20 protein-coding genes are annotated in these 25,217 nt (G+C 72.1%); 10 read left to right on the top strand and 10 right to left on the bottom strand.

The window, feature by feature from the left end:
• Positions 1–102: 102 nt before the first annotated feature.
• The gene (locus tag AC07EQ_RS07800) at positions 103–711 is read right to left on the bottom strand and encodes a regulatory protein RecX (protein WP_478387233.1); all 609 of its coding nucleotides are present in this window, start codon (positions 709–711) and stop codon (positions 103–105) included.
• A 38-nt stretch (positions 712–749) separates the two neighbouring features.
• Positions 750–1,790, bottom strand: a complete 1,041-nt coding sequence (gene recA / locus AC07EQ_RS07795) for a recombinase RecA (protein WP_190817403.1) — start codon at positions 1,788–1,790, stop codon at positions 750–752.
• Positions 1,791–2,048: 258 nt separating this feature from the next.
• On the opposite strand from recA, the gene AC07EQ_RS07790 reads away from it, so the two are divergent.
• A complete protein-coding gene (locus AC07EQ_RS07790; RefSeq protein WP_478387231.1) occupies positions 2,049–2,819 on the top strand; it encodes a DUF4383 domain-containing protein in 771 nt (256 codons plus the stop codon).
• On the opposite strand, the gene AC07EQ_RS07785 is transcribed toward AC07EQ_RS07790, so the two are convergent.
• The gene (locus AC07EQ_RS07785; RefSeq protein ID WP_132482831.1) at positions 2,816–3,010 is read right to left on the bottom strand and encodes a DUF3046 domain-containing protein; all 195 of its coding nucleotides are present in this window, start codon (positions 3,008–3,010) and stop codon (positions 2,816–2,818) included. The two genes, AC07EQ_RS07790 and AC07EQ_RS07785, sit on opposite strands and share 4 nt — an antisense overlap.
• Positions 3,011–3,047: 37 nt before the next feature.
• On the opposite strand from AC07EQ_RS07785, the gene AC07EQ_RS07780 reads away from it, so the two are divergent.
• Entirely contained in the window at positions 3,048–3,179 is a 132-nt protein-coding gene (locus AC07EQ_RS07780) for a hypothetical protein (protein ID WP_478387228.1), read from the top strand.
• 13 nt (positions 3,180–3,192) lie between these two features.
• On the opposite strand, the gene AC07EQ_RS07775 is transcribed toward AC07EQ_RS07780, so the two are convergent.
• Entirely contained in the window at positions 3,193–5,016 is a 1,824-nt protein-coding gene (locus tag AC07EQ_RS07775) for an Hsp70 family protein (protein WP_478387226.1), read from the bottom strand.
• 124 nt (positions 5,017–5,140) lie between these two features.
• Between AC07EQ_RS07775 and AC07EQ_RS07770 the strand changes: the two genes are divergently transcribed.
• Entirely contained in the window at positions 5,141–9,757 is a 4,617-nt protein-coding gene (locus tag AC07EQ_RS07770; RefSeq protein ID WP_478387224.1) for an ATP-dependent helicase, read from the top strand.
• Positions 9,758–9,908: 151 nt separating this feature from the next.
• Here the strand turns inward: AC07EQ_RS07770 and AC07EQ_RS07765 are convergent, their stop codons facing one another.
• Complete coding sequence (locus AC07EQ_RS07765) at positions 9,909–10,679, bottom strand: maleylpyruvate isomerase N-terminal domain-containing protein (protein ID WP_478387222.1); 771 nt, start codon at positions 10,677–10,679, stop codon at positions 9,909–9,911.
• Positions 10,676–11,122 carry an SAV_6107 family HEPN domain-containing protein gene (locus AC07EQ_RS07760; protein WP_478387220.1) on the bottom strand — a complete coding sequence of 149 codons (447 nt, stop codon included), beginning with the start codon at positions 11,120–11,122 and terminating at the stop codon, positions 10,676–10,678. The genes AC07EQ_RS07765 and AC07EQ_RS07760 overlap by 4 nt, the downstream gene beginning before the upstream one ends.
• Before the next feature lie 316 nt (positions 11,123–11,438).
• On the opposite strand from AC07EQ_RS07760, the gene AC07EQ_RS07755 reads away from it, so the two are divergent.
• A complete protein-coding gene (locus AC07EQ_RS07755) occupies positions 11,439–12,008 on the top strand; it encodes a GNAT family N-acetyltransferase (protein WP_132482821.1) in 570 nt (189 codons plus the stop codon).
• A gap of 121 nt (positions 12,009–12,129) precedes the next feature.
• Here AC07EQ_RS07755 and AC07EQ_RS07750 read toward each other — a convergent pair whose 3' ends face one another.
• Positions 12,130–13,812 (bottom strand): DUF885 domain-containing protein, encoded by a 1,683-nt coding sequence (locus tag AC07EQ_RS07750; protein WP_478387218.1) that lies wholly within the window; start codon positions 13,810–13,812, stop codon positions 12,130–12,132.
• A 318-nt stretch (positions 13,813–14,130) separates the two neighbouring features.
• Here AC07EQ_RS07750 and AC07EQ_RS07745 point away from each other — a divergent pair, with 318 nt between their 5' ends.
• Entirely contained in the window at positions 14,131–14,796 is a 666-nt protein-coding gene (locus AC07EQ_RS07745) for a DUF3153 domain-containing protein (RefSeq protein ID WP_478387216.1), read from the top strand.
• A 36-nt stretch (positions 14,797–14,832) separates the two neighbouring features.
• Here the strand turns inward: AC07EQ_RS07745 and metF are convergent, their stop codons facing one another.
• Complete coding sequence (gene metF / locus AC07EQ_RS07740; RefSeq protein WP_478387214.1) at positions 14,833–15,711, bottom strand: methylenetetrahydrofolate reductase [NAD(P)H]; 879 nt, start codon at positions 15,709–15,711, stop codon at positions 14,833–14,835.
• A 103-nt stretch (positions 15,712–15,814) separates the two neighbouring features.
• On the opposite strand from metF, the gene AC07EQ_RS07735 reads away from it, so the two are divergent.
• A complete protein-coding gene (locus AC07EQ_RS07735; RefSeq protein ID WP_478387212.1) occupies positions 15,815–16,945 on the top strand; it encodes a polyprenyl synthetase family protein in 1,131 nt (376 codons plus the stop codon).
• A complete protein-coding gene (gene crtI, locus AC07EQ_RS07730) occupies positions 16,945–18,408 on the top strand; it encodes a phytoene desaturase family protein (protein WP_478387210.1) in 1,464 nt (487 codons plus the stop codon). Before AC07EQ_RS07735 ends, crtI begins: the two co-directional genes overlap by 1 nt.
• Positions 18,409–18,535: 127 nt before the next feature.
• Here crtI and AC07EQ_RS07725 read toward each other — a convergent pair whose 3' ends face one another.
• Positions 18,536–18,901, bottom strand: coding sequence for an Rv2175c family DNA-binding protein (locus AC07EQ_RS07725; protein ID WP_207954243.1), 366 nt, complete (start codon positions 18,899–18,901; stop codon positions 18,536–18,538).
• A 171-nt stretch (positions 18,902–19,072) separates the two neighbouring features.
• On the opposite strand from AC07EQ_RS07725, the gene pknB reads away from it, so the two are divergent.
• The 3 genes from pknB to AC07EQ_RS07710 all read left to right on the top strand — a co-directional run bounded on the left by pknB (position 19,073) and on the right by AC07EQ_RS07710 (position 23,693).
• A complete protein-coding gene (gene pknB / locus AC07EQ_RS07720; RefSeq protein WP_478387208.1) occupies positions 19,073–21,055 on the top strand; it encodes a Stk1 family PASTA domain-containing Ser/Thr kinase in 1,983 nt (660 codons plus the stop codon).
• A 224-nt stretch (positions 21,056–21,279) separates the two neighbouring features.
• A complete protein-coding gene (gene mptB, locus AC07EQ_RS07715; RefSeq protein WP_478387206.1) occupies positions 21,280–22,869 on the top strand; it encodes a polyprenol phosphomannose-dependent alpha 1,6 mannosyltransferase MptB in 1,590 nt (529 codons plus the stop codon).
• A 128-nt stretch (positions 22,870–22,997) separates the two neighbouring features.
• Positions 22,998–23,693, top strand: coding sequence for an aspartate/glutamate racemase family protein (locus AC07EQ_RS07710; RefSeq protein WP_478387205.1), 696 nt, complete (start codon positions 22,998–23,000; stop codon positions 23,691–23,693).
• A gap of 130 nt (positions 23,694–23,823) precedes the next feature.
• Here the strand turns inward: AC07EQ_RS07710 and AC07EQ_RS07705 are convergent, their stop codons facing one another.
• The gene (locus AC07EQ_RS07705; protein WP_132482809.1) at positions 23,824–25,212 is read right to left on the bottom strand and encodes a class II 3-deoxy-7-phosphoheptulonate synthase; all 1,389 of its coding nucleotides are present in this window, start codon (positions 25,210–25,212) and stop codon (positions 23,824–23,826) included.
• Positions 25,213–25,217: the final 5 nt, after the last annotated feature.

Here is a 25,217-nt window from a genome sequence, read left to right as displayed (position 1 = left end):
CATCCCGGGTGCCTGCAAAGCCGAGCGGGCGGCGCGTCATCGCGCACGGCCGCTCGGCAGGTCTGCTCGCTCAGCAGGCGGACGAAGCCGCGACGCTGTCGGTCACGGGGATTCGAGGTCCGGGTCCGGAGCGTCGTCGCCGGAGCGCTCGATTTCCTCCCGTACCACGCGGAAGGCGAGACCTTCGGAATAGCCCTTGCGTGCCAGCATCCCGACGAGGCGGCGCATCTTGGTCGCGTGGTCCAGGTTCGCCATCGCCCGGAGCTTGCGCTGCACCAGCTCCCGCGCCCGCTCCGCCTCCGCATCGACATCCACAGTGGACAACGCCGCGTCGACCAGGTGCTCGTCGACGCCCTTGCGGCGCAGCTCGAAGCCCAGCGCCTTGCGCCCCAGTCCCTGGTACCGCTGCCGCGAATGCACCCACTCCTCGGCGAACGAGGCGTCGTCGACCAGGCCCGCGTCGACGAACTTCTGCAGCACGGCGTCGGCGACTTCCTCGTCGATCTCCTTGCGCAGCAAGGCCTTTCGCAGCTCCGAACGACTGCGCGCGCGGGCCGCGAGCAGCCGGTACACCGTGTCCCGGGCCAACTGCTCCGGATCGTCCGGCTTGCGCCGCGGCTTCTCGTCGGCCGCGGCTTCCGGCGGGGCGTCGCCGGAAGAGCGGCGCCGTGCACCGCTCCCCCGACGCGTACCGTCACCGTTCATCTGCACCCAATGTCCAAAAGGCGATCAACAGGTGGTCGGCCGGATCAGAAGTCCACCGGCGCCGGCTCGGCATTCTCGGCGTCCAGCGTCGCGCCGATGCCGAGCTTCTCCTTGATCCGCTTCTCGATCTCGTTGGCGATGTCCGGGTTCTCCCGCATGAACTTGCGGGCGTTCTCCTTGCCCTGGCCGAGCTGGTCGCCCTCGTAGGTGTACCAGGCACCGGACTTGCGGATGATGCCCTGCTCGACGCCCATGTCGATCAGCGAGCCCTCGCGGCTGATGCCGATGCCGTAGATGATGTCGAACTCGGCCTGCTTGAACGGCGGGGCGACCTTGTTCTTCACCACCTTGACCCGAGTCCGGTTGCCGACCGCGTCCGAGCCGTCCTTCAGCGTCTCGATCCGCCGCACGTCCAGGCGCACCGACGAGTAGAACTTCAGCGCCTTGCCACCGGTGGTGGTCTCCGGCGAGCCGAACATCACGCCGACCTTCTCGCGGAGCTGGTTGATGAAGATCGCGGTGGTCTTGGCGTTGTAGAGCGCGGAGGTCAGCTTGCGCAGCGCCTGGCTCATCAGCCGGGCCTGCAGACCCACGTGGCTGTCGCCCATCTCGCCCTCGATCTCGGCGCGCGGCACCAGCGCGGCCACCGAGTCGATGACGATGACGTCCAGCGCGCCGGAGCGGATCAGCATGTCCGCGATCTCCAGCGCCTGCTCACCGGTGTCCGGCTGGGACACCAGCAGCGCGTCGGTGTCCACCCCGATCGCCTTGGCGTACTCCGGGTCCAGCGCGTGCTCGGCGTCGATGAACGCCGCGGTGCCGCCCAGCTTCTGCGCGTTGGCCACGGCGTGCAGCGCGACGGAGGTCTTACCGCTGCTCTCCGGGCCGTAGATCTCCACGATGCGGCCTCGCGGCAGACCGCCGATCCCCAGCGCGACGTCCAACGAGATGGAACCGGTCGGGATGACCTCGATCGGTGCGCGCGACTCGTCGCCGAGCCGCATGACCGACCCTTTGCCGTACTGCTTGTCGATCTGGGCGAGCGCGAGCTCCAGCGCCTTGCCCTTGTCCGGTGTCGCTGCCATCGGGGGTCCACCTCGGTCGAGTCGAACTTCGTCGTCGTGTGTCAGATCAGACGCTACGGGCAGGGACCGACAATTCCGTCGCGGGGTGCGCCGGTGGTCCGATCCCACGCGCCTCATCTTAGACGAACGGATGTTCGATCAACTTCCCGACACGCCAGCGATGTCACCCGACCGTGTGACGGTGCGATCACCGTGTTCGAGGCGGACACTCGGAAGACCAACTGGCGAACCCGCCCGGGTCCCGAGGAGGTGCCGACCATGCGAATGGACCGCTACCTGCCACCAGACCACCCGCTGAGCCGGTTCTACCGGGTCGGGGCGGCCATCTTCGGCGCGTTCCTGCTCGCCTTCGGCGTGCTCGGGCTGGCCAACCAGGTGCCGCTGTTCACCACCAGTGGCATCGACGTCATCGGCCTGTCCAGCAACGGCCTGCTGGCCGTGGTCTCGGTGGTGGTCGGCGCGATCCTGGTCGGCGCCGCCGCCTGGGGCGGACCGGTCGCCTCCACCACCACCGCCGCGGTCGGGGTGCTGTTCTTCCTGTCCGGGCTGATCAACCTGGGCCTGCTGAACACGCCCTGGAACGTGTTCGCCTTCAAGCTGCAGAACGTGGTGTTCAGCCTGATCGCGGGCATGCTGCTGATGTTCCTCGGGTTCTACGGCCGGGTCAGCGGCGGACTGCCGCAGGACAACCCCTACGTCCGCTACCGGCACCACGAACCGCCCGCCGAGGAGGTCCCCGAGCAGCGACTCGCCGACGAGCGGCGGATCGCCGAGATCGAACCGCTCTGCAAGGCCGAGAAGGCCGTGGCCGACGGCCACCCCACACCGGAGCAGAGCCGGTTGGTGCAGGCCGAGACGTGGCGGCACATGCAGGAGGAGCGGCGCCGCGCCTACCAGCACTACCTGGAAGCAGGGCGCAGCGCCGAGCAGCAGATCAGCGCGCAGAACCTGTGGGCCGACTTCGAAGTCCCGGAACGCCGGCCCGCGGAGCCCCGCACCACGGAGCGCAAGGAGGAAGCGGGGTCCTAGCGCCGTTCGGCGGGCACCTCGAAGGCGTCGCAGACCGCCTGCCAGACCTCCTTGGTCGACAACCCGGCCTCGAGCGCCTGGTCGACGGTCCGCCCGTCGAGGGACGAGAACACGTGGTCCTGGGCCAGCATCTCGGCGCGGACCCGGCCGAATTCGTCGGCCATGCGTTGGCGGAAAGCAGTGTGGCGCATCGCCCGCCAGCCTACGCGGCGGCCGTACCCTGGTGATGTGCTGCTCTTGCTGCAGGCCGATCCGACCGGCTTGTCGACGCCGCTGGGCCAGGTGGTGATCGGCGCCGGATTGCTGGCGGTCATCGTGCTCGCGGTGCGCTTCCTGTGGGAGCGCCGCAACCGGCGCTGAACCAGGCGCCGAATCAGGCCGTTCCCGGCTGGACCGACTTCTCGAACTCGTCGGCCAGCTTGTTCGGGTCGAGCTGCTTGTCGCCGTTGGGCTTGAGCACCATGCCGACCAGCGGGCGGTCGCCGACCGTGAACACCAGGGTGCCGAAGGTGTCGCTGGTGACCGCGCGGTAGGTGCCGGTCAGGCCGTTGCCGCTCCAGTCCGCCTCGACCTGGTCGCTGGTCACGCCGTTGAACTCCAGCAGCAGGTCGGCGCGCCGCTGCGCGGCCTCCATCGTGTCCAGCTGGGTGTAGACGATCTGGGTGCCCTCGTTGGGGTTGCCGATCGAGCAGGACACCACGGTGCCGTCGAGCTCCCGCAGACCGGGCATGATCCGCTGCCAGCCCGGCGCGCAGTTGGCGTGCTCCGGAACGGTGCCGGCGAGGTTGCCCAGGCAGGCGGTGAAGCCCTCGGCGTTGACGGTGCCGGGCTGGAAGCAATCCGCCGCGCTGGGCGCGCTGGAGCCGTTGGTGGCGCGGAACACGATCGCCACGATCGCGACGATCACCGCGACGGCCGCGACCGCGCCGAGGCCGATCAGCATGTTGCGGTTGCGCCGGGACACGTCCGCGGGCGGCTGGGGGTGGGGCTGCTGCGGGGGCGGCGCGACGGGGTACGTGCGGACCGTGTCGGGCTCCCGGTACGGCGCCTGCGGCTGGCCGGTCTGCGGGATGGCGACCGGGCCCGACTGCGGGCTGGACCGGATGTCCTGGGTCCACATCGCGGCACCGTCGCGGGACACGTGGTGCGCCCCGAGCGCGACGGCGGTCTCCGGCTGGTCGAGCGTCGTCGGCACGATCCGCAGCTGTTCGCCGATCAGGCTGGCGACCAGCGGCAACCGGCTGGAACCGCCCACCAGGTACACGCCGGCGAGGTGCTCCGGGTTCATCGCGTTGGAGCGCAGCACGGCGGCCAGCAGCTCGACGCTGCGCAGCATGCTCGGCCGCACCAGCGCTTCCAGCTCCGCGCGGGTGACCAGCACGTCCTCGAAGGGCTCCGGCATCGGCACCTCGGTCTGCGGGTGCCGGGAGAGTGCTTCCTTCGCGGCGCGGACGTCTTCGCGCAGGGCTCGCTGGGCCCGCCGGTCGCCGGTGCTCTCCGGGCGCAGCAGCCGCTGCCAGCGCTGCGGGTCCTTGTTGGAGACCTGTCGCCCGACGTGCTCCAGGAGCGCCTGGTCGACGTCCAACCCGCCGAGATCGGCCAGGCCGTCCTCGGCCAGCACCGCGAACCCGTTCTGCGTGGCGCCGACGATCGCGCAGTCGAAGGTGCCCGCGCCCAGGTCGTAGACGGCGAGCGCCTGCCCGGCGCCGAGGGTGCGGTCCGGGAAGGACGCGAAGTGCGCGGCCGCGGCCACCGGTTCCGGGATCAGCACCAGGTTGCAGGTGAAACCGGCCAACCGGGCGGCGGACAGCAGCACGTTGCGGCGGACCGTGCCCCACTGCGCGGGGTGGGTCAGCCGGACCTCGTCGGGCTGGGCGCCGCCGAGCTGCCGGGTGGTCTCCTCCGCGACCCGGTGCAGCACCGCGGCCAGCGCGTCGGTGACGGTGATGACGTTGTCGCCGAGCAGCAGGGTGCTCTCGTCGACCCGGCGCTTCGGGTTCGGCTCGAACCGGGACGGGTCGAGCCGGGCGCGGCGTTCGGCGTCGCGGCCGACGATGATCCCGCCGTCCTCGGTGGCGAACACCGCGGACGGCATGGTCGCAGAGCCGTCGACCTCGACCACCCGCGGCGGCCGACCGTGCGCGGACAGGACCGCGACGGTGTTCGAGGTGCCGAGATCCACTGACAGGACGCGCACCCGTCCCCCTCCCACGCTGAAGCTTCCGGGCTCGAATGCTGCCACGTCAGCGGCGGCGAGAAGCACCGATCCCCCGCATTCGTGCCGAATCACATCCCGGCAGGCCCTTGTGGACGGTCGGCCGATGCCGGTCGCGGGTGTCGGTGTCAGGGCGTTGGTCCAGCATGTAGTGGTGAGCGATGTGCTGGACGGCTTCTCCGCGGCGACCCGCGACTGGTTCCGCGGGGCCTTCGCCGCGCCCACCGAGGCGCAGCGCGGGGCGTGGGAGGCGATCGCGGAGGGCGAGCACGCGCTGGTCGTCGCGCCGACCGGCTCCGGCAAGACGCTCGCGGCGTTCCTCTCCGCCCTGGACAAGCTGGCCGCGGAAGGCACGCCCGCCGACGCGAAGCAGCGCTGCCGGGTGCTCTACGTGTCGCCGATGAAGGCGCTGGTCGTCGACGTGGAGCGGAATCTGCGCGCGCCGCTGGCCGGGATCCGGCAGGCCGCGCAGCGCCTCGGCAGCGCCCCGCCGGACATCCGGGTCGGCATCCGCACCGGGGACACCCCGGCCGACCAGCGCCGTTCGTTCGCCCGCACGCCGCCGGACGTGCTGGTCACCACGCCCGAGTCGCTGTTCCTGCTGCTGACCTCGGCGGCCCGGGAGTCGCTGCGCGGCGTCGAGACGGTGATCGTCGACGAGGTGCACGCGGTCGCCGCCACCAAGCGCGGAGCGCACCTGGCGCTTTCGCTGGAACGGCTGGACGAGCTGCTGCCGAAGCCGGCGCAGCGCGTCGGGCTGTCCGCGACGGTCCGCCCGGTGGAGGAGGTGCGGACATTCCTGGCCGGCGGTCGGCCGGTGCGCACCATCCAGCCCCCGAACGCCAAGGAGGTCGAGGTCCGGGTCGAGGTGCCGGTGCCGGACATGGCCGAGCTGGGCGCGCCGACCGGCGAGGTCGAGGGCCCGGCGGCGGGCGCGGAGCAGCGCACGTCGATCTGGCCGTCGGTGCAGGAGCGGATCCTGGAGCTGATCCGCGAGCACCGGTCGACCATCGTGTTCACCAACTCCCGGCGGCTGGCCGAGCGGCTCACCGCCGGGATCAACGAGCTCGCGGCCGAGGAGCCGGTGCCCCTGGAGCGGTTCCCGGCCGAGGCGGTGGGCGGCTCCGGGATCGGCGGCGGCGCCCCGCCGATCGTCGCGAAGGCGCACCACGGCTCGATGTCGAAGGAACAGCGGGCGGTGGTCGAGGAGGAGCTGAAGTCCGGGCGGCTGGCCTGCGTGGTGGCCACCTCGTCGCTGGAGCTGGGCATCGACATGGGCGCGGTGGACCTGGTGGTCCAGGTGGAGACGCCGCCGAGCGTGGCATCCGGGCTGCAGCGCATCGGGCGCGGCGGGCACCAGGTCGGCGCGGTGTCGCGGGGCGTGGTGTTCCCGAAGTTCCGGGGCGATCTCGTCGGCTGCGCCGTGGTGTCCGAGCGGATGGCGGACGGGCTGATCGAGTCGCTGTCGTTCCCGCGCAACCCGCTGGACGTGCTGGCCCAGCACGTCGTGGCGATGGTCGCGATGGACACCTGGCCGGTGCCGCAGCTGGCGGCGCTGCTGCGACGCGCCGCGCCCTACGCGGGGCTGCCGGACTCGGCGCTGCACGCGGTGCTGGACATGCTGGCGGGCCGCTACCCCAGCGAGGAGTTCGGCGAGCTGCGGGCTCGCATCGTCTGGGACCGGGTGAACGACGAGCTGCGCGCGCGGCCGGGCGCGCAGCGGCTCGCGGTGACCTCCGGCGGCACGATCCCGGACCGGGGCCTGTTCGTGGTGACCACGCCCGCCGACGAGGCGGGCAAGGGCGGGGTGCGGGTCGGCGAGCTCGACGAGGAGATGGTCTACGAGTCGCGGGTGGGCGACACCTTCCTGCTGGGCACCTCGGCGTGGCGGGTGGAGGACATCACCCACGACCGGGTCGTGGTGGTTCCCGCGCCGGGCGAGCCGGGCCGGATGCCGTTCTGGAAGGGCGATTCGCCGGGGCGGCCGCTGGAGCTCGGGCGCGCGCTGGGCGCCTTCGTGCGGGAGTTGACCAGCGCGGACACCCAGGCGGCGCGGTCCCGCGTGACGGCCGCCGGGCTGGACGAGTGGGCCCGCGACAACCTTCTGTCCTATTTGGACGAACAGCGCCAGGCGACCCGGCACGTCCCGGACGACCGCACGATCGTGGTGGAGCGGTTCCGCGACGAGCTCGGCGACTGGCGAATGGTGGTGCACTCGCCGTTCGGCGCCAAGGTCAACGGCCCGTGGGCGCTGGCCATCGGCGCCCGGATCCGCGAACGGCGCGGGATCGAGCCGCAGGTGGCCTCGTCCGACGACGGGATCGTGCTGCGGCTGGCCGACGCGCTGGACGACTCCGGTGCGGAGGTCCTGCCGACCGCCGAAGACGTCCTGCTTCCGCCGGATGAGGTGCAGCAGGTGGTGACCGACGAGGTCGGCGGTTCGGCCCTGTTCGCGGCCCGGTTCCGGGAGTGCGCGGCGCGGGCGCTGCTGCTGCCGCGCCGGGATCCGCGTCGCCGCACGCCGTTGTGGCAGCAGCGGCAGCGGGCCGCGCAGCTGCTGACGGTGGCTGCGCAGTACGAGCAGTTCCCGATCGTGCTCGAAGCGATGCGGGAATGCCTTCAGGACGTCTACGACCTGCCCGGGCTGACCGAGCTGATGTCGCAGGTCGCGGCGCGCAAGGTGCGGGTGGTCGAGGTCGAGACGCCGACGCCGTCGCCGTTCGCGCGCAGCCTGCTGTTCGGCTACATCGGCATGTTCCTGTACGAGACCGATGCACCGCTGGCGGAACGCCGATCGGCCGCGTTGAGCCTGGATTCGACGCTGCTGGCGGAGCTGCTCGGTTCGGAGGCGATGCGGGAGCTGCTCGACCCCGAGGCGCTCGACGAGATCGAGCAGCAGCTGCAGCGGCTCGCCCCGGATCGGCAAGCCCGCGACGCCGAGTCCGCGGTGGACCTGCTGCGGTTCCTGGGAGATCTGTCCACCGCCGAAGCCGAGGCGCGAGGCGTGCGGCCGGAGTGGCTGGCGGACCTGGCGGAACAGCGTCGGGTGCTGCGGGTGCGCATCGCGGGCGACGAGCGCTGGATCGCGATCGAGGACGCGGGCAAGGTCCGCGATTCGTTGGGCGTCGCGCTGCCGGTCGGCGTGCCGGAGGCGTTCACCGAGCCGGTCGCCGACCCGCTGGGCGACCTGCTGATCCGCTACGCGCGCTGCCGCGGGCCGTTCACCGCCGACGCCGCGGCGCAGCGATTCGGGTTGGGCGTGGCCGTGGTGCACGGCGTGCTGGACCGGCTGACCGGCACCGGGCGGCTGGTCCGCGGCGAGCTGCGGCCGCTGGAGGCCGGTGGCGGCGGCGTGCTGGAGTACTGCGACGCCGACGTGCTGCGGCGGCTTCGCCGGGCGTCGCTGGCCCGGCTGCGCGCCGAGGTCGAGCCGGTGGAACCGGCCGCGCTGGGTCGGTTCCTGCCCGCGTGGCACGGCATCGGGGCGCGGCTGCGCAGTGCGCCGACGGTCGACGACGTGTACGCCGTGGTCGAACAGCTCGCTGGCGCGCCGGTTCCGGCGAGCGGCCTGGAGTCGCTGATCCTGCCCGCCCGGCTGCCCGGCTACTCCCCCGCGCTGCTCGACGAGCTGACCGCGACCGGCGAGGTCAGCTGGGTCGGCTCGGGCTCGCTGGCGGGCGGCGACGGCTGGATCGCGCTGGCGCCCACCGATGTCGCCGACCTGCTGTTGCCCGACCTGCCGGAGGAAACCACCGCCGATTCCCCGTTGCACCGCGCTGTCGTGTCCGCATTGGACGGTGGCGCGCTGTTCTTCCGCCAGCTGGCGGATCGGTCGGCGGCGCTGCTGCTGGAGCAGGGCGAGAGCGCGCCCGCCGACGATGCGGTCACTTCGGCGTTGTGGGATCTGGTCTGGTCCGGCGCGGTCACGAACGACACCCTGGCGCCGTTGCGAGCGTTGGTGTCCGGACGCGGCGCAGCGCACAAACCGCGCCGCAGCGCGCCTCGTGGCCGCTACGCGAGGTTGCGCGCGGGCCGGCCTTCGATGCCCAGCCGCAGCGGACCGCCGACGGTGTCGGGGCGTTGGTCGCTGGCGCCGCAGCCGTCCAGCGAACCGACGCGACGGGCGCATGCGCGGGCCGAGGCGTTCTTGGAACGGCACGGGGTGCTGACGCGGGGAGCGCTGGACATCGAGCGCGTCACGGGCGGATTTTCCGCCGTGTACAAGGTGCTTCGGGCAATGGAGGAATCCGGGCGCTGCAGGCGTGGATACGTCGTCGAGGGACTCGGGGCCGCGCAGTTCGCGGTGCCCGGCGCGATCGACCGCCTGCGCGCGCTGTCTCGCGAGGATGGCGACGGCGAGGCTGTGGTGCTGGCGGCCGCCGACCCGGCGCAGCCCTACGGGGGCGCGCTGGAATGGCCTGCGGTGATGGGCGAAACCCGGCATCGGCCCGGCCGCAAGGCCGGAGCGCTCGTGGTCCTCGTGTCCGGCGAAGCGGTGTTCTACGTCGAGCGCGGCGGAAAGTCGTTGTTGTCCTTCACCGACGACGAATCCGCGTTGCGCAGCGCCGCGGCGGGCTTGGCCCGCGTTGTCCGGGACGGCTGGTTGGAGCAGCTCGCGGTGCAGCGCGCCGACGGCGAGGGCGCTTGGGGATCCCGCTTGGCCGACGTGCTCACCGAAGCAGGATTCCGCGCCACGCCGAAGGGTTTGCGACTGCGCGCCTGACTCCGTTCGCCAACTCCGCACGTCGAATCAGCACCCGCACGCGCTGACCTGGCCGCCTCCGCAACGCAAACGGACTGAGCCGTCGCGCTCATCGGCGAGATCTTCCGCCGCGACGAGGCCCGCGCCGCCACGCAGAACGAGCCTCGAGGGCTCAGCGGGTGGCCAGTTGAAGCAGGCCCCAGAGCTGCGCGATCGCATCGAGATCGCCGCTGGTCTCCACCGCTCGATCGGGCAGCCGGCCCCACATCCACAGGTAGACGGCGGGCGCATCGCCGCCGACGACCGCGTCGGGCGTCGTGGTCGACACGTCCTCCGAACTCACCACCGCGGTCCCGTTCTGGTCCGCGGTGACCAGCCAGTTGCGGTCGGCCACGTACACCCCGACCGAAGAGGGCCGCGTCGCGGTGATGCCGAGCGCGTGCAGCCGGTAGCCGAACCAGAGCCGCAGCACCTCGTCGACGCCGTCGGTGGCCACATCCGGCTCGATCGGCGTCGGCAGCACTCCCGCCGCGGCCTGCACGTCCACCCGGTGCACCGTCGTGGCGTGCAGCATTCGACGCAGCCAGAACCGCACGGTGTGCTGCTCGGGCCACCACGTCGGACACCGGTCGTGCGGCGGCCGGGAGCCGAGCTCGGCGAGCAGGTCGGCAAGGCGAACGGCGAACCTGCTGGTCACCTCGCGCAGCGCGGGCCGATCCGGCAGGTCCCAGCGCTGTTCGGCCGCCGTCGCGCCCAGCCAGGACAGCGTGTCCTCGCACAGATCGCCCAGGTGCCGGATCGTCTGCCCCAAGGTCCGGCCGGACGCGCCCCACACCGGCGCGTCGACGTGCGCGTCGTGGGTCGCCGCCGTGAGCAGCTGCGCCTCGATGCCGAGCAGATCGAGCATCCGCCCGTAGTCGAGCCCCACTTCGGTTCCGTTCATCGAGCCACCCCCAGCAGGCTCCGGCCCACGATTTCGAGGAATTCGCGGCTGCGCGCCAACAGCCCGTCGGCATCCAGCCGGGTGATGGTCGGCACCCCTGCCTCCGCCGCGGCCCGCCGGTCCGAGCGCGCCGCGAAGTAGGCCGCCCACTCCCGGAATTCGGGGGCGGCGGCGGTCAGCATCGTCCACACGCTGGCCGGGCGGCTGTTCTCGCGCCGCCAGGAACGCGCCACCACCACCGCCGTCGCGGCGCGTAACGCCGCCACGTGCGCGGCCACGTACCGCTCGCTCGGCCGGTCCGCCGCCTCCGCTTCGTGCAGGCGGCTGCGGGCGTCGAGCAGCAACGACAGGGAACCGGCCGGCGTGTCCGCCTCGGGCGTCGGTTCGTGGTTCTCCACGGATTGCCGCGGAGCCGGAATCGAGAAGTCAGTGGAAAAAGACATCGGCGTATCTCCTCTGCACGACGAAGCCGTCCACGCCTGCCGTGGGGAGCCGGCAGGTCCGGCGGCGGGGTGCTTCCCCCACCCCACCGCCGGACTCGATGTTCGAACAAACGTTCATCGAACTTCCGTTCGAACGCCTTCAGATTAGCGCGCACCACCGACGGACTCAAGCAATGAGCCCTAGCTCACCTGTTCGAGTCATGACCAGCCAAGATGATCACCCGAGTGGCCGAATCAGGTACCCGGCCGGGACGCCGCGGCGGCAGGATCGGCCGCGGAAAGGACCGCACGCCGCGGAGGGTCTAATGTTCGGCCCGTGACCGCCGCGCCATCCCCCCGTTGTGACCGGATCACCGAGCTGACCACGGAGCAGCTCCGGGCCCGGCTGCCCGAGGCCCTGCAGATCTACGTGACCGCGATGAACTACCCGCCCACGACCGCCCAGCAGCGCGCCCCGATGTGGTCGGCGCACATGCTGCGCGCGGGCTGGCGCTGCATCGGCGCGTTCAGCGACCACGACGAGCTCATCGGCATCGGCTACGGCTATCTGGGCGCCCCCGGGCAGTGGTGGCACGAGCAGGTCCGCCGCGGGCTGCTGAGCAGCGGCGGCGACGCCGACAGCTGGCTGGACGACTACTTCGAGCTCACCGAGCTGCACGTGCACCCGGGAAGCCAGGGCGGCGGCCTCGGCGAGGAGATCCTGCGCCGCCTGCTCTCCGGCGCGCAGGGCGGCAAGGTCCTGCTCTCCACGCCGGAAGGCCCGACCCGCGCCTGGAAGCTGTACCGCCGGGTGGGTTTCGCGGACGTCCTGCGCAACTACCGCTTCACGGGCGACCCGCGCCCCTTCGCGGTCCTGGGGCGCTCGCTCCCCCTGGAACCCAGCTGATCGCGCCGGCGGACGACGTGGCCCGCGGCTGACGCCGGAGCAGGGTTTCGATTTCCGACCACGGGACCGTGGGTCTCCTGGTACTCCAGAAGACCCACGGCCCGGGTCGATGCCGAGGCCGTTACAGCAGGGCCAGCTGCTCGCGGAGGGTGTCGAGGCCCATGCCACCCATCCGCAGGGCCTGCGTGTGGAACTCCTTCACGTCGAAGGCGGCGCCGTGGCGCTGCTTGGCCTCGTCGCGGGCCGCCCGCCACAGCCGCTCGCCGAGCTTGTACGACGGCGCCTGGCCCGGCCAGCCCAGGTAGCGGTCGATCTCGTCGCGGACCTGCGCCGGGTCGGTGATGGTCCGGCTCAGCATGAACTCCAGGCCCAGCTCCGGCGTCCAGCGCTCGCCCTCGTGGAAGCCGGTACCCGCCGGGATCTCCAGCTCCAGGTGCATGCCGATGTCGACCACCACGCGCGCCGCGCGGAAGAGCTGGTCGTTGAGCATGCCGAGCAGGTCGCCGTCGTCCTCGAGGTAGCCGAGCTCGCGCATCAGGCGCTCGGCGTACAGCGCCCAGCCCTCGCCGTGCCCGGAGACGAAGCAGGCCAGCCGCTGGAACTTGTTGAGCCGCTGCGCCTCGTGCACCGCGGTCGCGACCTGCAGGTGGTGCCCGGGCACGCCCTCGTGGTAGACGGTGGAAACTTCGCGCCAGGTCGGGAAGTCCTGCCGGTCGGCGGGCACCGACCACCACATCCGGCCGGGCCGCGAGAAGTCGTCGGTCGGGCCGGTGTAGTAGGCGCCGACGCCGCCGCCCGGCGGGGCGATCCGGCACTCCAGCCGCATCAGCGGGTCCGGGATCTCGAAGTGCGTGCCGCGCAGGTCCTGCAGCGCCTGGTCGGACAGCTGCTGCATCCACTCCTCGAACCGGGCCTGCCCGTGCACCTGGTAGCGCGGATCGGCGTCCAGCACGGCCGCGGCCTCGGCCAGCGTCGCCCCCGGCTTGATCCGGTTCGCGATCTGCTTCATCTCCGCCTCGATGCCGGAGAACTCCTGCCAGCCCCACTCGTACGCCTCCCGCAGGTCGAGGCGGGCTCCGGTGAAGTAGCGCGACCACAGCCGGTACCGCTGCTCGCCCACGGCGTCCTTCTCCGGGGCCTTCGGCAGCAGCTCGCCGCGGAGGAAGTCGGCGAGTCCGGCGTACGCCTCGGCGGCCGATTCGGCCGCGGTGTCCAGGTCGCGGCGCAGCGACTCGTCCACGCCCTCGGCGCGCCCGACCATCGCCGCGAAGAACGACGACTGCCCGCCGCGCCCGGACCAGGTGTCGCACTGCTCCGCGACCTTGCGGACCTGCCGGGTCGCCGACACGTTGCCGTCCGCGGCCGCCGCCAGCAGCCCGGCGCGCAGGCCCAGCACCGCTTCGGGCATCACCGACAGGCGGCGGGCGATGGTGCGCCACTGCTCCGGGGTGTCGGTCGGCATCAGGTCGAAGACCTGCCGGAGTTCCTGCACCGGGCTGGCGATCACGTTCAGCGCGGCCATGTCCGCGCCGACCTCGTGCAGCTCCAGGTCCAGACCGACGCGCTCGGCGAACACCGCCTGCGCGACCCGCTCGGAATCGTCGGCGGGATCGGCCGCCTGCACCGCCGCGAGGCTGCGGCGGGCGAGTTCCGCGCGAGCCCGGTGCCCGTCCGGCGAGTAGTCGGTCAGCTCCTCGTCCCGGCCGGGCACGCCCAGGTAGGTTCCGGCGACCGGGTCGAGCGCGACCAGCTCGGATACGAACTGGTCGCTGATTTCGTGCACACCGCTGTGGTCAACTCCCATACCCGCCACGCTATCGAACCTGTTGGAGAACTCGTTCTGCGCAACGGTGCGGGTAGCAGCCGCCCTGCGGGAATTGCGGTCGCCTTCTCGACTCCGGGATCCCCGGCATCGTGAATGCCGAATTCACCACGTCGGGGCGGTCCTCGCGAGAAGGCACCCGAGAAACCCGCGGCGGTGCAAGCTGCGTGCGTGGGCCGATCGGATGCGCCGCTTCAAGAACAACAATCCGCGATCGCGCGGCGACGGCGGTCACGCACCTCGACGAAAGGGGGCGTTCGCAGGCGGCGAAAAGGCTCGCCGGATGGGAAGATCGCCCGGGTGGAGGACAAGACCCCGCGCGGCCGCACCGCGCTCCTGCTGGTCCTGATCACCGTGCTCGGCGCGCTGCTCAGCGGGTGCCTGCATGCCAACGCCTCGCTGAACATCTCCGGCGAGGACCAGGTGTCCGGCGAGATCGTGCTCGTCACCCAGGTCGCCGACGGGCAGGCCCCGCTCCGCCTGCAGCCGCCCGAGAACCTCGCCGACCGGGTGCAGATCACGCCGTTCCGCGACGGCCCCCGAGTCGGCTCGCACCTGTCGTTCCACGACCTGACCTTCCCGGAGGTCGAGCAGCTCGCCGAGGCGATGAGCCCCGATGCCCGCTACCGGCTGCACCTGTCCCGGTCCGGCTCGCTGGTGATCTTCGAGGGCTCGGCGGACCTGACGCCGCTGGCCGACACCGACTCCGGCGTCGACCTGAAGATCAGCGCGCCCGGCGAGATCACCAACACCAACGGCGAGGAGAGCGCCGGCACGGTCTCCTGGTCGCTGGAGCCCGGCGCGGTCAGCGAGATGTCGGCGACCTACCAGTTCGCCAACGCCACCGGGATGGACTGGATCGGCTGGGCGCTACTGGTCGGCGGGCTCACGTTCTGCGCCGCGGCCGTCGTGGCGGTGCTCGCGCTGCGCGCCCACTTGCGCAGCCGGGCGGACCAGAACGCCTAGCGGGTTGCTGGTTCTGTTCTTCGTCTTGAACAGTCGCTAACCGGCTCCCAGGCCGAGGTTGGCGACCACCTGGCGCGTCGCCTTCGAACGGTTGAGGGTGTAGAAGTGCAGCGCCGGGACACCCTCGGTGATCAGCCGCTCGCACAGCCGCGTCGCCAGATCCACGCCTGCGGCGCGGAATCCCGCCGGATCCTCCGCCAGCGGCAGCAGCTGCTCCGACACCTCGGCGGGCACCGGCACCCCGGCGAGCTCGCCGAACTTGCCCAGCACCCGCGGCGTGGTGATCGGCATGATGCCCGGCAGCAGCGGCACGTCGCAGCCGCGGGCGGCCATCCGGTCGCGCAGCCGCAGGAAGTACTCCGGCTCCAGGAACAGCTGGGCGATGGCGAAGCCCGCGCCCGCGCGGATCTTGCGCACCAGGTGGTCGGCGTCGGTTTCCAGGTCCGAGGAGCGCGGGTGGCCGTGCGGGAAGGCCGCGACACCGACGCAGAAATCGCCGAGCTCCCGCACCAGCCGGACGAGATCCTCCGCGTAGGTCAGGCCCTCGGGGTGCCGGCGCCATTCGCCGTTCGGGTCCCCCGGCGGATCACCGCGCACGGCCAGCACGTTCTGCACGCCGGACGCGGCGTACCAGCCGATGACGTTGCGCAGTTCGGCGACGGAGTGGTCCACTGCGGTCAGGTGCGCCATCGGCGTCAGGGTGGTCTCCTGCGCGATGCGGCCGGTGGTCCGGATGGTGCGGTCCCGGTTGGAGCCGCCAGCGCCGTAGGTCACCGAGACGAAGGCGGGGTCCAGCGGCTCCAGCTCGCGGATGGCCCGCCAGAGGACGCGCTCCTCGTCGTCGCCTCGCGGCGGGAAGAACTCCACCGAGAAGGTCGTCTTCTCGGTCCGCAACCGATCCACCACCGCCGTCATGCCGAACAGGATAAGGACGGTTCCCGGGCTCCTCCGGCATCGTCCCAGCGGCTGGGAGCGGACCCGGCGGCCGTCACCCGATGGCGTCGCGGAGGATGGAGGTGTGCCCCCCTCGAATTCGACCGCCCTGCAAGCGACCGGCAAGGACACCGTCGTCGTGGAAACCGACCTCCCCGGTCAGGTCCAGCGGACGCTGACCGACTACCTGCAGACCCGCAGCGCCGAGGCAGCCGACCTCGACCCGGCGTTCGCGACCGCGGTGGCCGAGCTGGCCGGGTTCGTCCTCGGCGGTGGGAAGCGGATCCGCCCCACCTTCGCCTGGTGGGGCTGGCGCGCGGTTGGCGGGCCCGCCGAGGGCCCAGCGGCGCAGGCGATGCTGCGGGCCGCGAGCGCCTTGGAGCTGCTGCAGGCCTGCGCGCTGGTGCACGACGACCTGATCGACGAATCGGACACCCGCCGCGGCAACCCGACCGTGCACCGCAAGTTCGAGCAGATCCACCGCGAGTCCGGGTTCTCCGGCACCGGCATCCAGTTCGGGCGCGCCGCCGCGGTGCTGCTCGGCGACCTGGCGCTGTCCTGGGCCGACGACCTGCTGCACAGCGCCGGTATCCCGCCGGAGGCGCTGGCCCGGGCGCTGCGCCCGTGGCGCGCGATGCGCACCGAGGTGCTGGCCGGCCAGTACCTCGACGTGCTCGGCCAGTTCCGCGGCGACGAGACACCGCAGGCCGCGCTGCAGATCTGCCAGCTCAAGGCCGCGTCCTACACCGTCCAGCGGCCGCTGGAGCTCGGCGCGGAGGCCGCCGGGGCCGGCCCGGGCGCGCTGGAGGCGCTGCGCCGGTTCGGCTCCGGCATCGGCGTCGCCTTCCAGCTCCGCGACGACCTGCTCGGCGTCTTCGGCGACCCCGGGGTGACCGGCAAGCCCGCCGGGGACGACCTGCGCGAAGGCAAGCGGACGGTGCTGATCGCCGAGGCCGTGGCGACGGCCCGCGAGCAGGCCGACCAGCCCGCGCTGGACCTGCTGCGCGACGTGCTCGGCGATCCCGAACTGGACGCGGACCGCGTCGAGCAGGCCCGGCAGGTGCTGACGAGGCTCGGCGCGGTCGCGGCCGTCGAGAAGCGGATCACCGACCTGACCGGCTCGGCGATGCTCGCGCTGCACACCGCGGGACTGGCCGAACCGGCCGCGTCGCGGCTGGCGGAGCTCGCGATCGCCGTCACCGACCGCAGCCACTGATGCGCACCGTCGCCGGCCGCACCGATCACGTCGTGGTCGTCGGTGCGGGGCTGGCCGGGCTGACCGCGGCCTTGCACCTCGCGGGCGCCGGGCGGCGGGTGACGGTCGTCGAACGGGCGGGCCTGCCGGGCGGGCGGGCCGGGTTGCACGAGGTCGCCGGGTACCGGATGGACACCGGCCCGACCGTGCTGACCATGCCCGAGCTCGTCGACGAGGCACTGCACGCGGTCGGCGAATCGGTGGCGGACCGCCTCGACCTGATCCCGCTGCACCCGGCCTACCGGGCGCGGTTCGCGGACGGCTCGGCGCTCGACGTGCACACCGATGCCGCCGCCATGGAAGAGGAGGTGCGGCGGTTCGCCGGGCCTGCGGAAGCGGCCGGGTACCGGCGGCTGCGGCGCTGGCTGACCGAGGTCTACCGGGCGGAGATGACCCGCTTCATCGACGCGAACTTCGACTCACCGCTGGACCTGCTCTCGCCCGAACTGGCGCGCCTCGCGGCGCTCGGCGGCTTCGGCCGGCTCGGCCCGGCGATCGGCCGGTTCCTCGCCGACGAGCGGCTGCGCCGGGTCTTCTCCTTCCAGGCGCTCTACGCGGGCCTGGACCCGCGCCGAGCGCTCGCCCTGTACGCCGTCATCTCGTACATGGACACCGTCAACGGCGTGTGGTTCCCGCGCGGCGGCATGCACGCGGTCCCGACCGCGCTGGCCGATGCGGCAGCGGGCGCGGGCGTCGCGTTCCACTACAACGCCGAAGTGGCGGAACTGGAGCGGCGCGGCGACCGGATCACCGCGGTCCGGACGTCCGACGGCACCCGCATCGCGGCCGACGCGTTCGTGCTCACGCCCGACCTGCCGGTCGTGCACGAGCTCCTCGGCCACCGCCCGCGCCGGCGGTTGCGCTGGTCGCCGTCGGCGGTGGTGCTGCACGCCGGGACCACCCGCGGCTGGTCCGACGCGCACCACACGATCTCCTTCGGCGCGGCCTGGCACAGCACGTTCACCGAGATCATCCGCGACGGCAGGCTGATGACCGACCCGTCGCTGCTGATCACCCGGCCGACCGCGACCGATCCGTCGCTGGCGCCCGACGGCCGCGAGCTGCACTACGTGCTCGCGCCCTGCCCGAACCTGCGCACCGGGCCGATCGACTGGGGCAGGATCGGCCCCGCCTACCGCGACGAGTTGCTGGGCGAGCTGGAGCGGCGCGGGTTCACCGGCTTCGGCGCGGCGATCGAGGAGCAGCAGCTGATCACCCCGGCGGACTGGGCGGCGCAGGGCCACGCCGCCGGAACACCGTTCTCGGCCGCGCACACGTTCGCGCAGACAGGTCCGTTCCGGCCGCGCAACCTGGTGCGCGGCCTGGCCAACGCGGTGCTGGCCGGCTCGGGCACGACGCCGGGCGTGGGCGTTCCGCCGGTCTTGCTGTCCGGCAAGCTCGCCGCCCGGCGCATCACCGGCTGACCGGCGCCGATTGCCGCGTTCGCGCAGCTCAACAGCCTCGTTAGTACTTTGGATCGCTACGGCGACCCAAAGTGCTCACGAGCCCTGAGCAGGCTGAGCAGCGTTTCGTCGTCCGGCCGGCCGGACCTCAGAAGCCCATCGCCTGGGCCCTCCGCTTCACCTCTCGACCGCGGTCGCCGCGCAACGCGTCGATCGGCGTGCCGGGCAACGAGTCGTCCGGGGTGAACAGCCACCGGAGGATCTCGTCCTCCTGGTAGCCGTTGTCCCGGAGCAGGGTGATCGTGCCCGCCAGGCCCTTCACCACTTCGGTGTCGACGAGGAACGCGGTGGGCACGCCCAGCACTCCGTTCCTGCGCAGGGCGAGCAGATGTCCATCACGGATCAGTTGGTGCACCCGGGTCACTGGCTGACCGAGTCGCTCGGCGACGTCGGGCAGCGGGACGACCTCCACATCGGGAGCGAGCACATCCGGGGCAGCAGGGATCGCACTCACGCTGAACACCTTGCCACATGACCGACCGCGACGCCGCACACCGCACCGGTCGCGCCCGGCATACGATCATGATCGTGATCCATCCCGAGCCCGACCGCGGAGCCATCCCCGGTGCCGCCCGCGCGGCCTGCCACAATCGGGGTTGGAAAGGTACCCGGCGGTAGGCGGAAGATGACTCCTGAGACACGTTCGAGCGGTGGCGCGAGCCTCGTCGGAGCCATGCTCGAACGCCGCTACCGGGTCGATTCGCTGATCGCTCGCGGCGGCATGTCAACGGTTTACCGCGGCCTGGACACCCGGCTGGACCGGCCGGTGGCGATCAAGGTGATGGACGCGCAGTACTCCGGCGACCGGTCGTTCGTCGACCGCTTCGAGCGCGAGGCGCGCGCCGCGGCCCGGCTGCACCACCCCGACGTCGTCGCCGTCTACGACCAGGGCGTGGACCACCGCCCCGACGGCGACCACGTGTTCCTGGTGATGCAGCTCGTCGAGGGCTGCACGCTGCGGGACCTGATCATGGACCGCGGCGGCCGCCTGCCGCTGGCGATGGCGCTGAGCGTCATGGCGCCGGTGCTCTCGGCGCTGGGCGCCGCGCACCAGGCGGGCATGGTGCACCGCGACGTCAAGCCGGAGAACGTGCTGATCGGCCGGGACGGCTCGGTCATGGTCGCCGACTTCGGGCTGGTCAGGGCCGCGGCGGAAGCCGGCACGACCAGCGGCAGCATCATCCTGGGCACCGTCGCGTACCTGTCGCCGGAGCAGGTGACCACCGGGGCCGCCGACGCGCGCTCCGACGTGTACGCCGCCGGGATCGTGCTCTTCGAAATGCTGACCGGCCGCCCGCCCTACGTGGGCGACACCGCGCTGTCGGTGGCGTACCGGCACGTCAACGACGACGTCCCGCCGCCGAGCGAGCTGGTGCCGGAGATCCCGCAGGCCATCGACGACCTCGTGTTCCGCGCGACGCGCCGCGACCCCGCGCAGCGCCCGGAGAACGCCGAGGTGTTCCTCGCCGAGCTGCAGCAGGTCCGCACCGACCTCGGCATCGCCCCGGTCGCCGTGCCGGTCCCGGCGTCCGAGGAGCGCACCACGCAGATGGCGCCCGCGGCCGAGGACCCGCCGACGGAGCAGATCCCGGCTGTCCGCGAGACGCACCCCGTCGGGCCGCAGCGCACCCGCGCGATGGCCCGCCCCGCCACCGGAGACCACACCCAGGAGTTCGCCGCCGTCGCCGCCCCGGCCACCGGCCCGCAGCGGGACCGGCGTCGCGGCAGGCGGACGGTGCTGGTGTGGACCGTCGTGGTCCTGGCGCTGGCCGCGCTGGTCGGCGGCGCCGCGTTCTGGCTGGGCCTCGGCAGTTCGGTCCAGGTGCCGCGCCTCGTCGGCGAGCAGGAGGCCGTCGCGCAGCAGGCGCTGGAAGGCGCCGGGCTGACCGGCAACGTCACCAAGACCTACGACAACACCGTCGCGGAAGGCGTGGTGATCAGCTCCAACCCGAACGAGGGCAGCAAGGCGCGCAGCGGCAGCACCGTCGACCTCGTCGTCTCGCTGGGCAAGCCCAAGGTCCCGGAGATCGCCGAGGGCACCACGCTGGCCGAGGCGGAGAGCGCGATCCGCAACGTCAAGCTGCAACCCAAGCACGACGAGTCCGCCGACCAGTTCCACACGACGGTGCCCGAAGGCCGGGTCATCAGCGTGAACCCCGGCGCCGGCACGCCGCTGAACATCAGCGCCGAGGTCACCGTGATCGTCAGCAAGGGCCCGCCGCCGGTGAAGGTGCCCGACGTGCGCGGGATGAGCAAGGACGACGCGTTCACCACGCTGCGCAACTCCGGGTTCGATCCCTACGAGGCGGGCCGTCAGTTCGACTCCGACGTCGCCGGCGACCACGTCATCAGCACCGATCCGGCCATCGGCAGCGAGATCCGGCTGGTCGGCAAGCCGCGGATCGGCGTGGTGCTGTCCAACGCGGTGGAGGTGCCCAGCCTCAACGGCGTCCGGGTCGACGAGGCGAAGCAGCAGGTCGCCGCGCTGGGCCTGCAGCTGGACGTGCAGGCGTTCTTCGAGCGCGACGGCATGATGATCCTGGGGCAGCTGCCGCTCCCCGGCAGCAAGGTCGAGCCCGGGTCGACGATCCACGTGACCGCGTTCTGAGTCACCGGGTCGTGGGTCCGCGTCCACGACCCGGTAGAACCGCACGATCCGCAATGTGATCCTGATCTCTTCTTGGCGGTGTAACATTTTCCCGCCGCCGGTGTCTACCAGCGCGTACTCGGCGTCCGGCGATCACCGAAAAGCGGGAGCGTTGCCCACGACACGACGGATCTCGCCTGGTCACAGCGGCTCGAGCGGCCGGTTGTGGAATTATTGGCGGCACAATGCCCCCGAGTGTTTCGATCGAGTCGGCTCCCGACTGGTCCGAACGGACCGCCAACACCACAGCCGGCCAGCCCAGTCTCGGCGGACGCCGGCCTCGGCGCCCGCTGCCCCTGCGCACCATCGCATTGGGCGCGATCGGGTCCGCGCTACTTCTGATCGGATCCTTCGGCGCCGCCGGCACGCTCGTCCACGATCCCGTCCTCGGCTCCGGGCCGCTTTCGGTGCTGCGCTACGGGCACGGGCGCGACGTCGCGGTCACGGTCGTCTACGTCGGCTTCGCGCTGCTGGTGTGGGCGTGGGTGCGGCTCGGCCGCGGGGTCATCGCGAACCTCGTGACCTCCCGCGGCGTGCTGTGGGCGACCGCCGCCTGGCTCGGCCCGATGCTCGTCGCACCGCCGCTGTTCACCCGCGACGTCTACAGCTACCTGGGCCAGGGCCTGCTCGCGCTCAACGGCCTCGACCCCTACGGCGTCGGCCCGTCCGCGCTGACCGGGCCGATCCCGGAGAACGTGCACCCCACTTGGCAGACCACGCCAGCGCCGTACGGCCCGCTGTTCATGGGCGTGGCCAAGGGCGTGATCCTGCTGGCCGGCCACGACGTCATCGCCAGCGTCATCGTGATGCGGCTGGTGCTGCTGGGCGGCCTGGCGCTGCTGATCTGCGCCCTCCCCGGCCTGGTCCGGCACCTCGGCGGCCGGCTGCCGGTCGCGCTCTGGCTGGTCGCGGCCAGCCCGATGACGGTGGTGCACCTCGTCGGCGGCCCGCACAACGACATGCTCATGATCGGGCTGCTGGCGGTCGGCACGCTGCTGATGCTCGAGGGCAGGAACGTCGCCGGGATCGCGTTGGTGTCGGCGGCGATGGCGATCAAGGCGACCGCCGGGCTCGCGCTGCCGTTCCTGGTGTGGATCTGGGCGTCCCGCCTGGAGGGGCCGCTGTGGCGGCGGTTCGTCCGCGCCGTGTTCCCGGCGGTGGGCGTGTTCGTGGTGGTCTTCGGGGCCTGCACGGCGCTCGCCAAGGTCGGGTTCGGGTGGCTTTCCGCGCTGTCGGCGCCCGGCATGATCGTCAACTACCTCTCCGCGCCGACCGCCGTCGGACAAGCGCTGCACAGCCTGGTGCAGATTTTCGGCGAAACCAACATCTGGCCGTTCGTGGGCACCACGCGCACGCTCGGCTCGGTGCTGCTGGTGGCGATCCTGGCCTGGAACTGGTGGCAGGCGCGGGACGGCGGGCCAGAGGCGGTGCGCCGCGCGGCGATCGTGCTGTGCCTCGGCGCATTCCTGTCGCCGGTCCTGCTGCCGTGGTACACGACGTGGGGCTTGGCGCTGGGTGCGGGCTTCGCCTGGACGCCGCGTGCGCTGTCCTACGTGGTCGGCGCCTCGATCGCGCTGGTCCTGGCCTACTACCCCGACGGCGAGCAGGCGATGTACAACTGGCCGTTCGTCGCGGTCGGCATCGGCGCCGCCGTTCTCGGCGCGCTGTCTCTAGTCCGCTTCGACCCGCTGAGCCTGAGCAGCACCTTCGGCAAGTTCTCGCGCACGGTCACGACCGCCCACCTGCCGCGCGAAGTGCACGAATCGCGGCCCTGACCCGTTCGTCCTGCGCCAGGCGTCGTTCCTCGTCGCTCATCAGGCCGCGACGAGCGAGACCCGGCTCACCGGCACCGGCTGCCGCAGGCGAGGCTGTCCGGCACGACGCCGTTCGACGAGGAGGACGCATGCGCACGATCGGGATGCTCGGCGGGATGAGCTGGGAATCCTCCGCCGAGTACTACAGGCTGCTGAACGAGGAGAGCCGCACTCGACTCGGCGGCTACAACACCGTGCCGAGCGTGCTGTACAGCGTGGACTTCGCCGAGATCGTGGCCATGCAGGAGGCCGGGGACTGGGCAGCGGCGGGCCGGCGCCTGGCAGACGCCGCGCGCCAGGTGCGCCGGGCCGGGGCGGATCTGGTCTTGCTCTGCACCAACACGATGCACCAGGTCGCCGAGGAGATCGAGGCGGCGATCGACGTGCCGTTCGTGCACATCGTCGACGCCACCGGCGCGCGGATCGCGGCCGCCGGCCTCACCCGGGTCGGCCTGCTGGGCACCCGCTACACGATGGAACTCGACTTCTACCGGACGCGGATGCACGACCGGCACGGCATCGAGGTGCTCGTCCCGGAGGAACCCGACCGCACCGTGGTGCACGACGTGATCTACCGGGAGCTGACCCGCAACCGCGTCGAGGACGCCTCTCGCGAGCAGTACGTGCGCGTCATCGAGCGCTTGGCGGAGCGCGGCGCCCAGGCCGTGATCCTGGGCTGCACCGAGATCACCCTGCTGATCGGTCCGGGCGACAGCCCGCTGCCGCTGTTCGACTCCACCCGCCTGCACGTCTCGCACGCCCTCGACATCGCGCTCGCCGTGTGACCATCGCCGGCCGTGCGTCTTTTGCGTTGCCATGGCAGCGCAAAAGACTCACGGCCCCGTGCCCACGCCAGACGCGAGGAGGGCCCGGAACCGCTTGGGTTCCGGGCCCTCCCGAATGCTTCCCGCTGGTTCAGCCGCGCAGCATCTCCGCGACCAGGAACGCCAGCTCCAGCGACTGCTGGGTGTTCAGGCGCGGGTCGCAGGCCGTCTCGTAGCGGCCCGCCAGGTCCGCGTCGGAGATCTCCTGGGCGCCGCCGACGCACTCCGTGACGTCCTCGCCGGTCAGCTCGATGTGGATGCCGCCCGGGTGGGTGCCGAGCCGGTGGTGCACCTCGAAGAAGCCCTGCACCTCGTCCACGATCCGGTCGAAGTGCCGGGTCTTGTAGCCGGTGCTCGCCTCGTGGGTGTTGCCGTGCATGGGGTCGCACTGCCAGATCACCTGGTGCCCGGAGGCGGTGACCTTCTCCACGATGGGCGGCAGCACGTCGCGCACCTTGCCGTTGCCCATCCGGCTGATCAGGGTGAGCCGACCGGGCTCGTTGTTCGGGTCCAGCCGCTCGACGTACTCCACGGCCTGCTCGGGCGTGGTGCCCGGGCCGATCTTGAGGCCGATCGGGTTGGAGATCAGCTCGGCGAACGCGATGTGCGCGCCGTCCAGCTGGCGGGTCCGCTCCCCCACCCACAGGAAGTGCCCGGACAGGTCGAACAGCCGCGGCCGGTCGCCGGTGGTGTCCAGCCGGAGCATGGCGCGCTCGTAGTCCAGCACCAGCGCCTCGTGGCTGGCGAAGAACTCCACCGAGTGCAGGCTGGAGTCGTCCACGCCGCAGGCCGCCATGAAGCGCAGGCCGCGGTCGATCTCGGCGGCGACGGACTCGTAGCGCTCGCCGGCCGGCGAGTTGAGCACGAAGTCCTTGTTCCAGTCGTGCACCTTGGTCAGCGCGGCCATCCCGGCGCTGGTCAGCGCGCGGGACAGGTTCATCGCGGCGCTGGCGTTGGCGTAGGCGCGGATCAGCCGCGACGGGTCGTGGCGGCGCGCGTCCTCGGTGGCGACCAGCGAGTTGATCATGTCGCCGCGGTAGGACTGCAGGCCCAGCGCGTCGGTGTTGCTGGAACGCGGCTTGGCGTACTGCCCGGCGATCCGGCCGACCTTGACCACCGGCATGCTCGCGCCGTAGGTCAGCACCACCGCCATCTGCAGCAGCGTGCGGATGTTGCCGCGGATGTGCGGCTCGGTGTTGTCCGCAAAGGTCTCCGCGCAGTCGCCGCCCTGTAGCAGAAACGCCTCGCCGCGGGCGACCGCCGCGAGGTGCCGGCGCAGCTCGTCCACCTCGGAGGGCACGGTCACCGGCGGGACGCTCTCCAGCACCTTCCGGACGCTGCCGGCCTGGTCCGGGTTCGGCCACTGCGGCTGCTGCGCGGCAGGGCGGGCCAGCGCGTCGTCCAGGCGGGCGCGCATCTCCGGCGGCAACGGCGGCAGCTCGGGCAGGTCATCTACGGGGACGTCGACGGTCCAGTTCACATTCC

This window comes from Saccharopolyspora sp. NPDC045839 (assembly GCF_056431645.1).
Note: the sequence above shows the minus strand (reverse complement) of the source record. Positions and strands in the feature narration are given on the sequence as shown.

Excerpts from the sequence above, each read along its gene's own strand:
- metF (WP_478387214.1), bottom strand. The coding sequence starts at position 15,711 with ATGACGGCGGTGGTGGATCGGTTGCGGACCGAGAAGACGACCTTCTCG.
- AC07EQ_RS07710 (WP_478387205.1), top strand. The coding sequence starts at position 22,998 with ATGCGCACGATCGGGATGCTCGGCGGGATGAGCTGGGAATCCTCCGCC.
- crtI (WP_478387210.1), top strand. The coding sequence starts at position 16,945 with ATGCGCACCGTCGCCGGCCGCACCGATCACGTCGTGGTCGTCGGTGCG.
- AC07EQ_RS07765 (WP_478387222.1), bottom strand. The coding sequence starts at position 10,679 with ATGAACGGAACCGAAGTGGGGCTCGACTACGGGCGGATGCTCGATCTG.
- AC07EQ_RS07790 (WP_478387231.1), top strand. The coding sequence starts at position 2,049 with ATGCGAATGGACCGCTACCTGCCACCAGACCACCCGCTGAGCCGGTTC.
- AC07EQ_RS07785 (WP_132482831.1), bottom strand. The coding sequence starts at position 3,010 with ATGCGCCACACTGCTTTCCGCCAACGCATGGCCGACGAATTCGGCCGG.
- AC07EQ_RS07770 (WP_478387224.1), top strand. The coding sequence starts at position 5,141 with ATGCCGGTCGCGGGTGTCGGTGTCAGGGCGTTGGTCCAGCATGTAGTG.
- AC07EQ_RS07760 (WP_478387220.1), bottom strand. The coding sequence starts at position 11,122 with ATGTCTTTTTCCACTGACTTCTCGATTCCGGCTCCGCGGCAATCCGTG.
- pknB (WP_478387208.1), top strand. The coding sequence starts at position 19,073 with ATGACTCCTGAGACACGTTCGAGCGGTGGCGCGAGCCTCGTCGGAGCC.
- mptB (WP_478387206.1), top strand. The coding sequence starts at position 21,280 with ATGCCCCCGAGTGTTTCGATCGAGTCGGCTCCCGACTGGTCCGAACGG.
- recA (WP_190817403.1), bottom strand. The coding sequence starts at position 1,790 with ATGGCAGCGACACCGGACAAGGGCAAGGCGCTGGAGCTCGCGCTCGCC.
- AC07EQ_RS07750 (WP_478387218.1), bottom strand. The coding sequence starts at position 13,812 with ATGGGAGTTGACCACAGCGGTGTGCACGAAATCAGCGACCAGTTCGTA.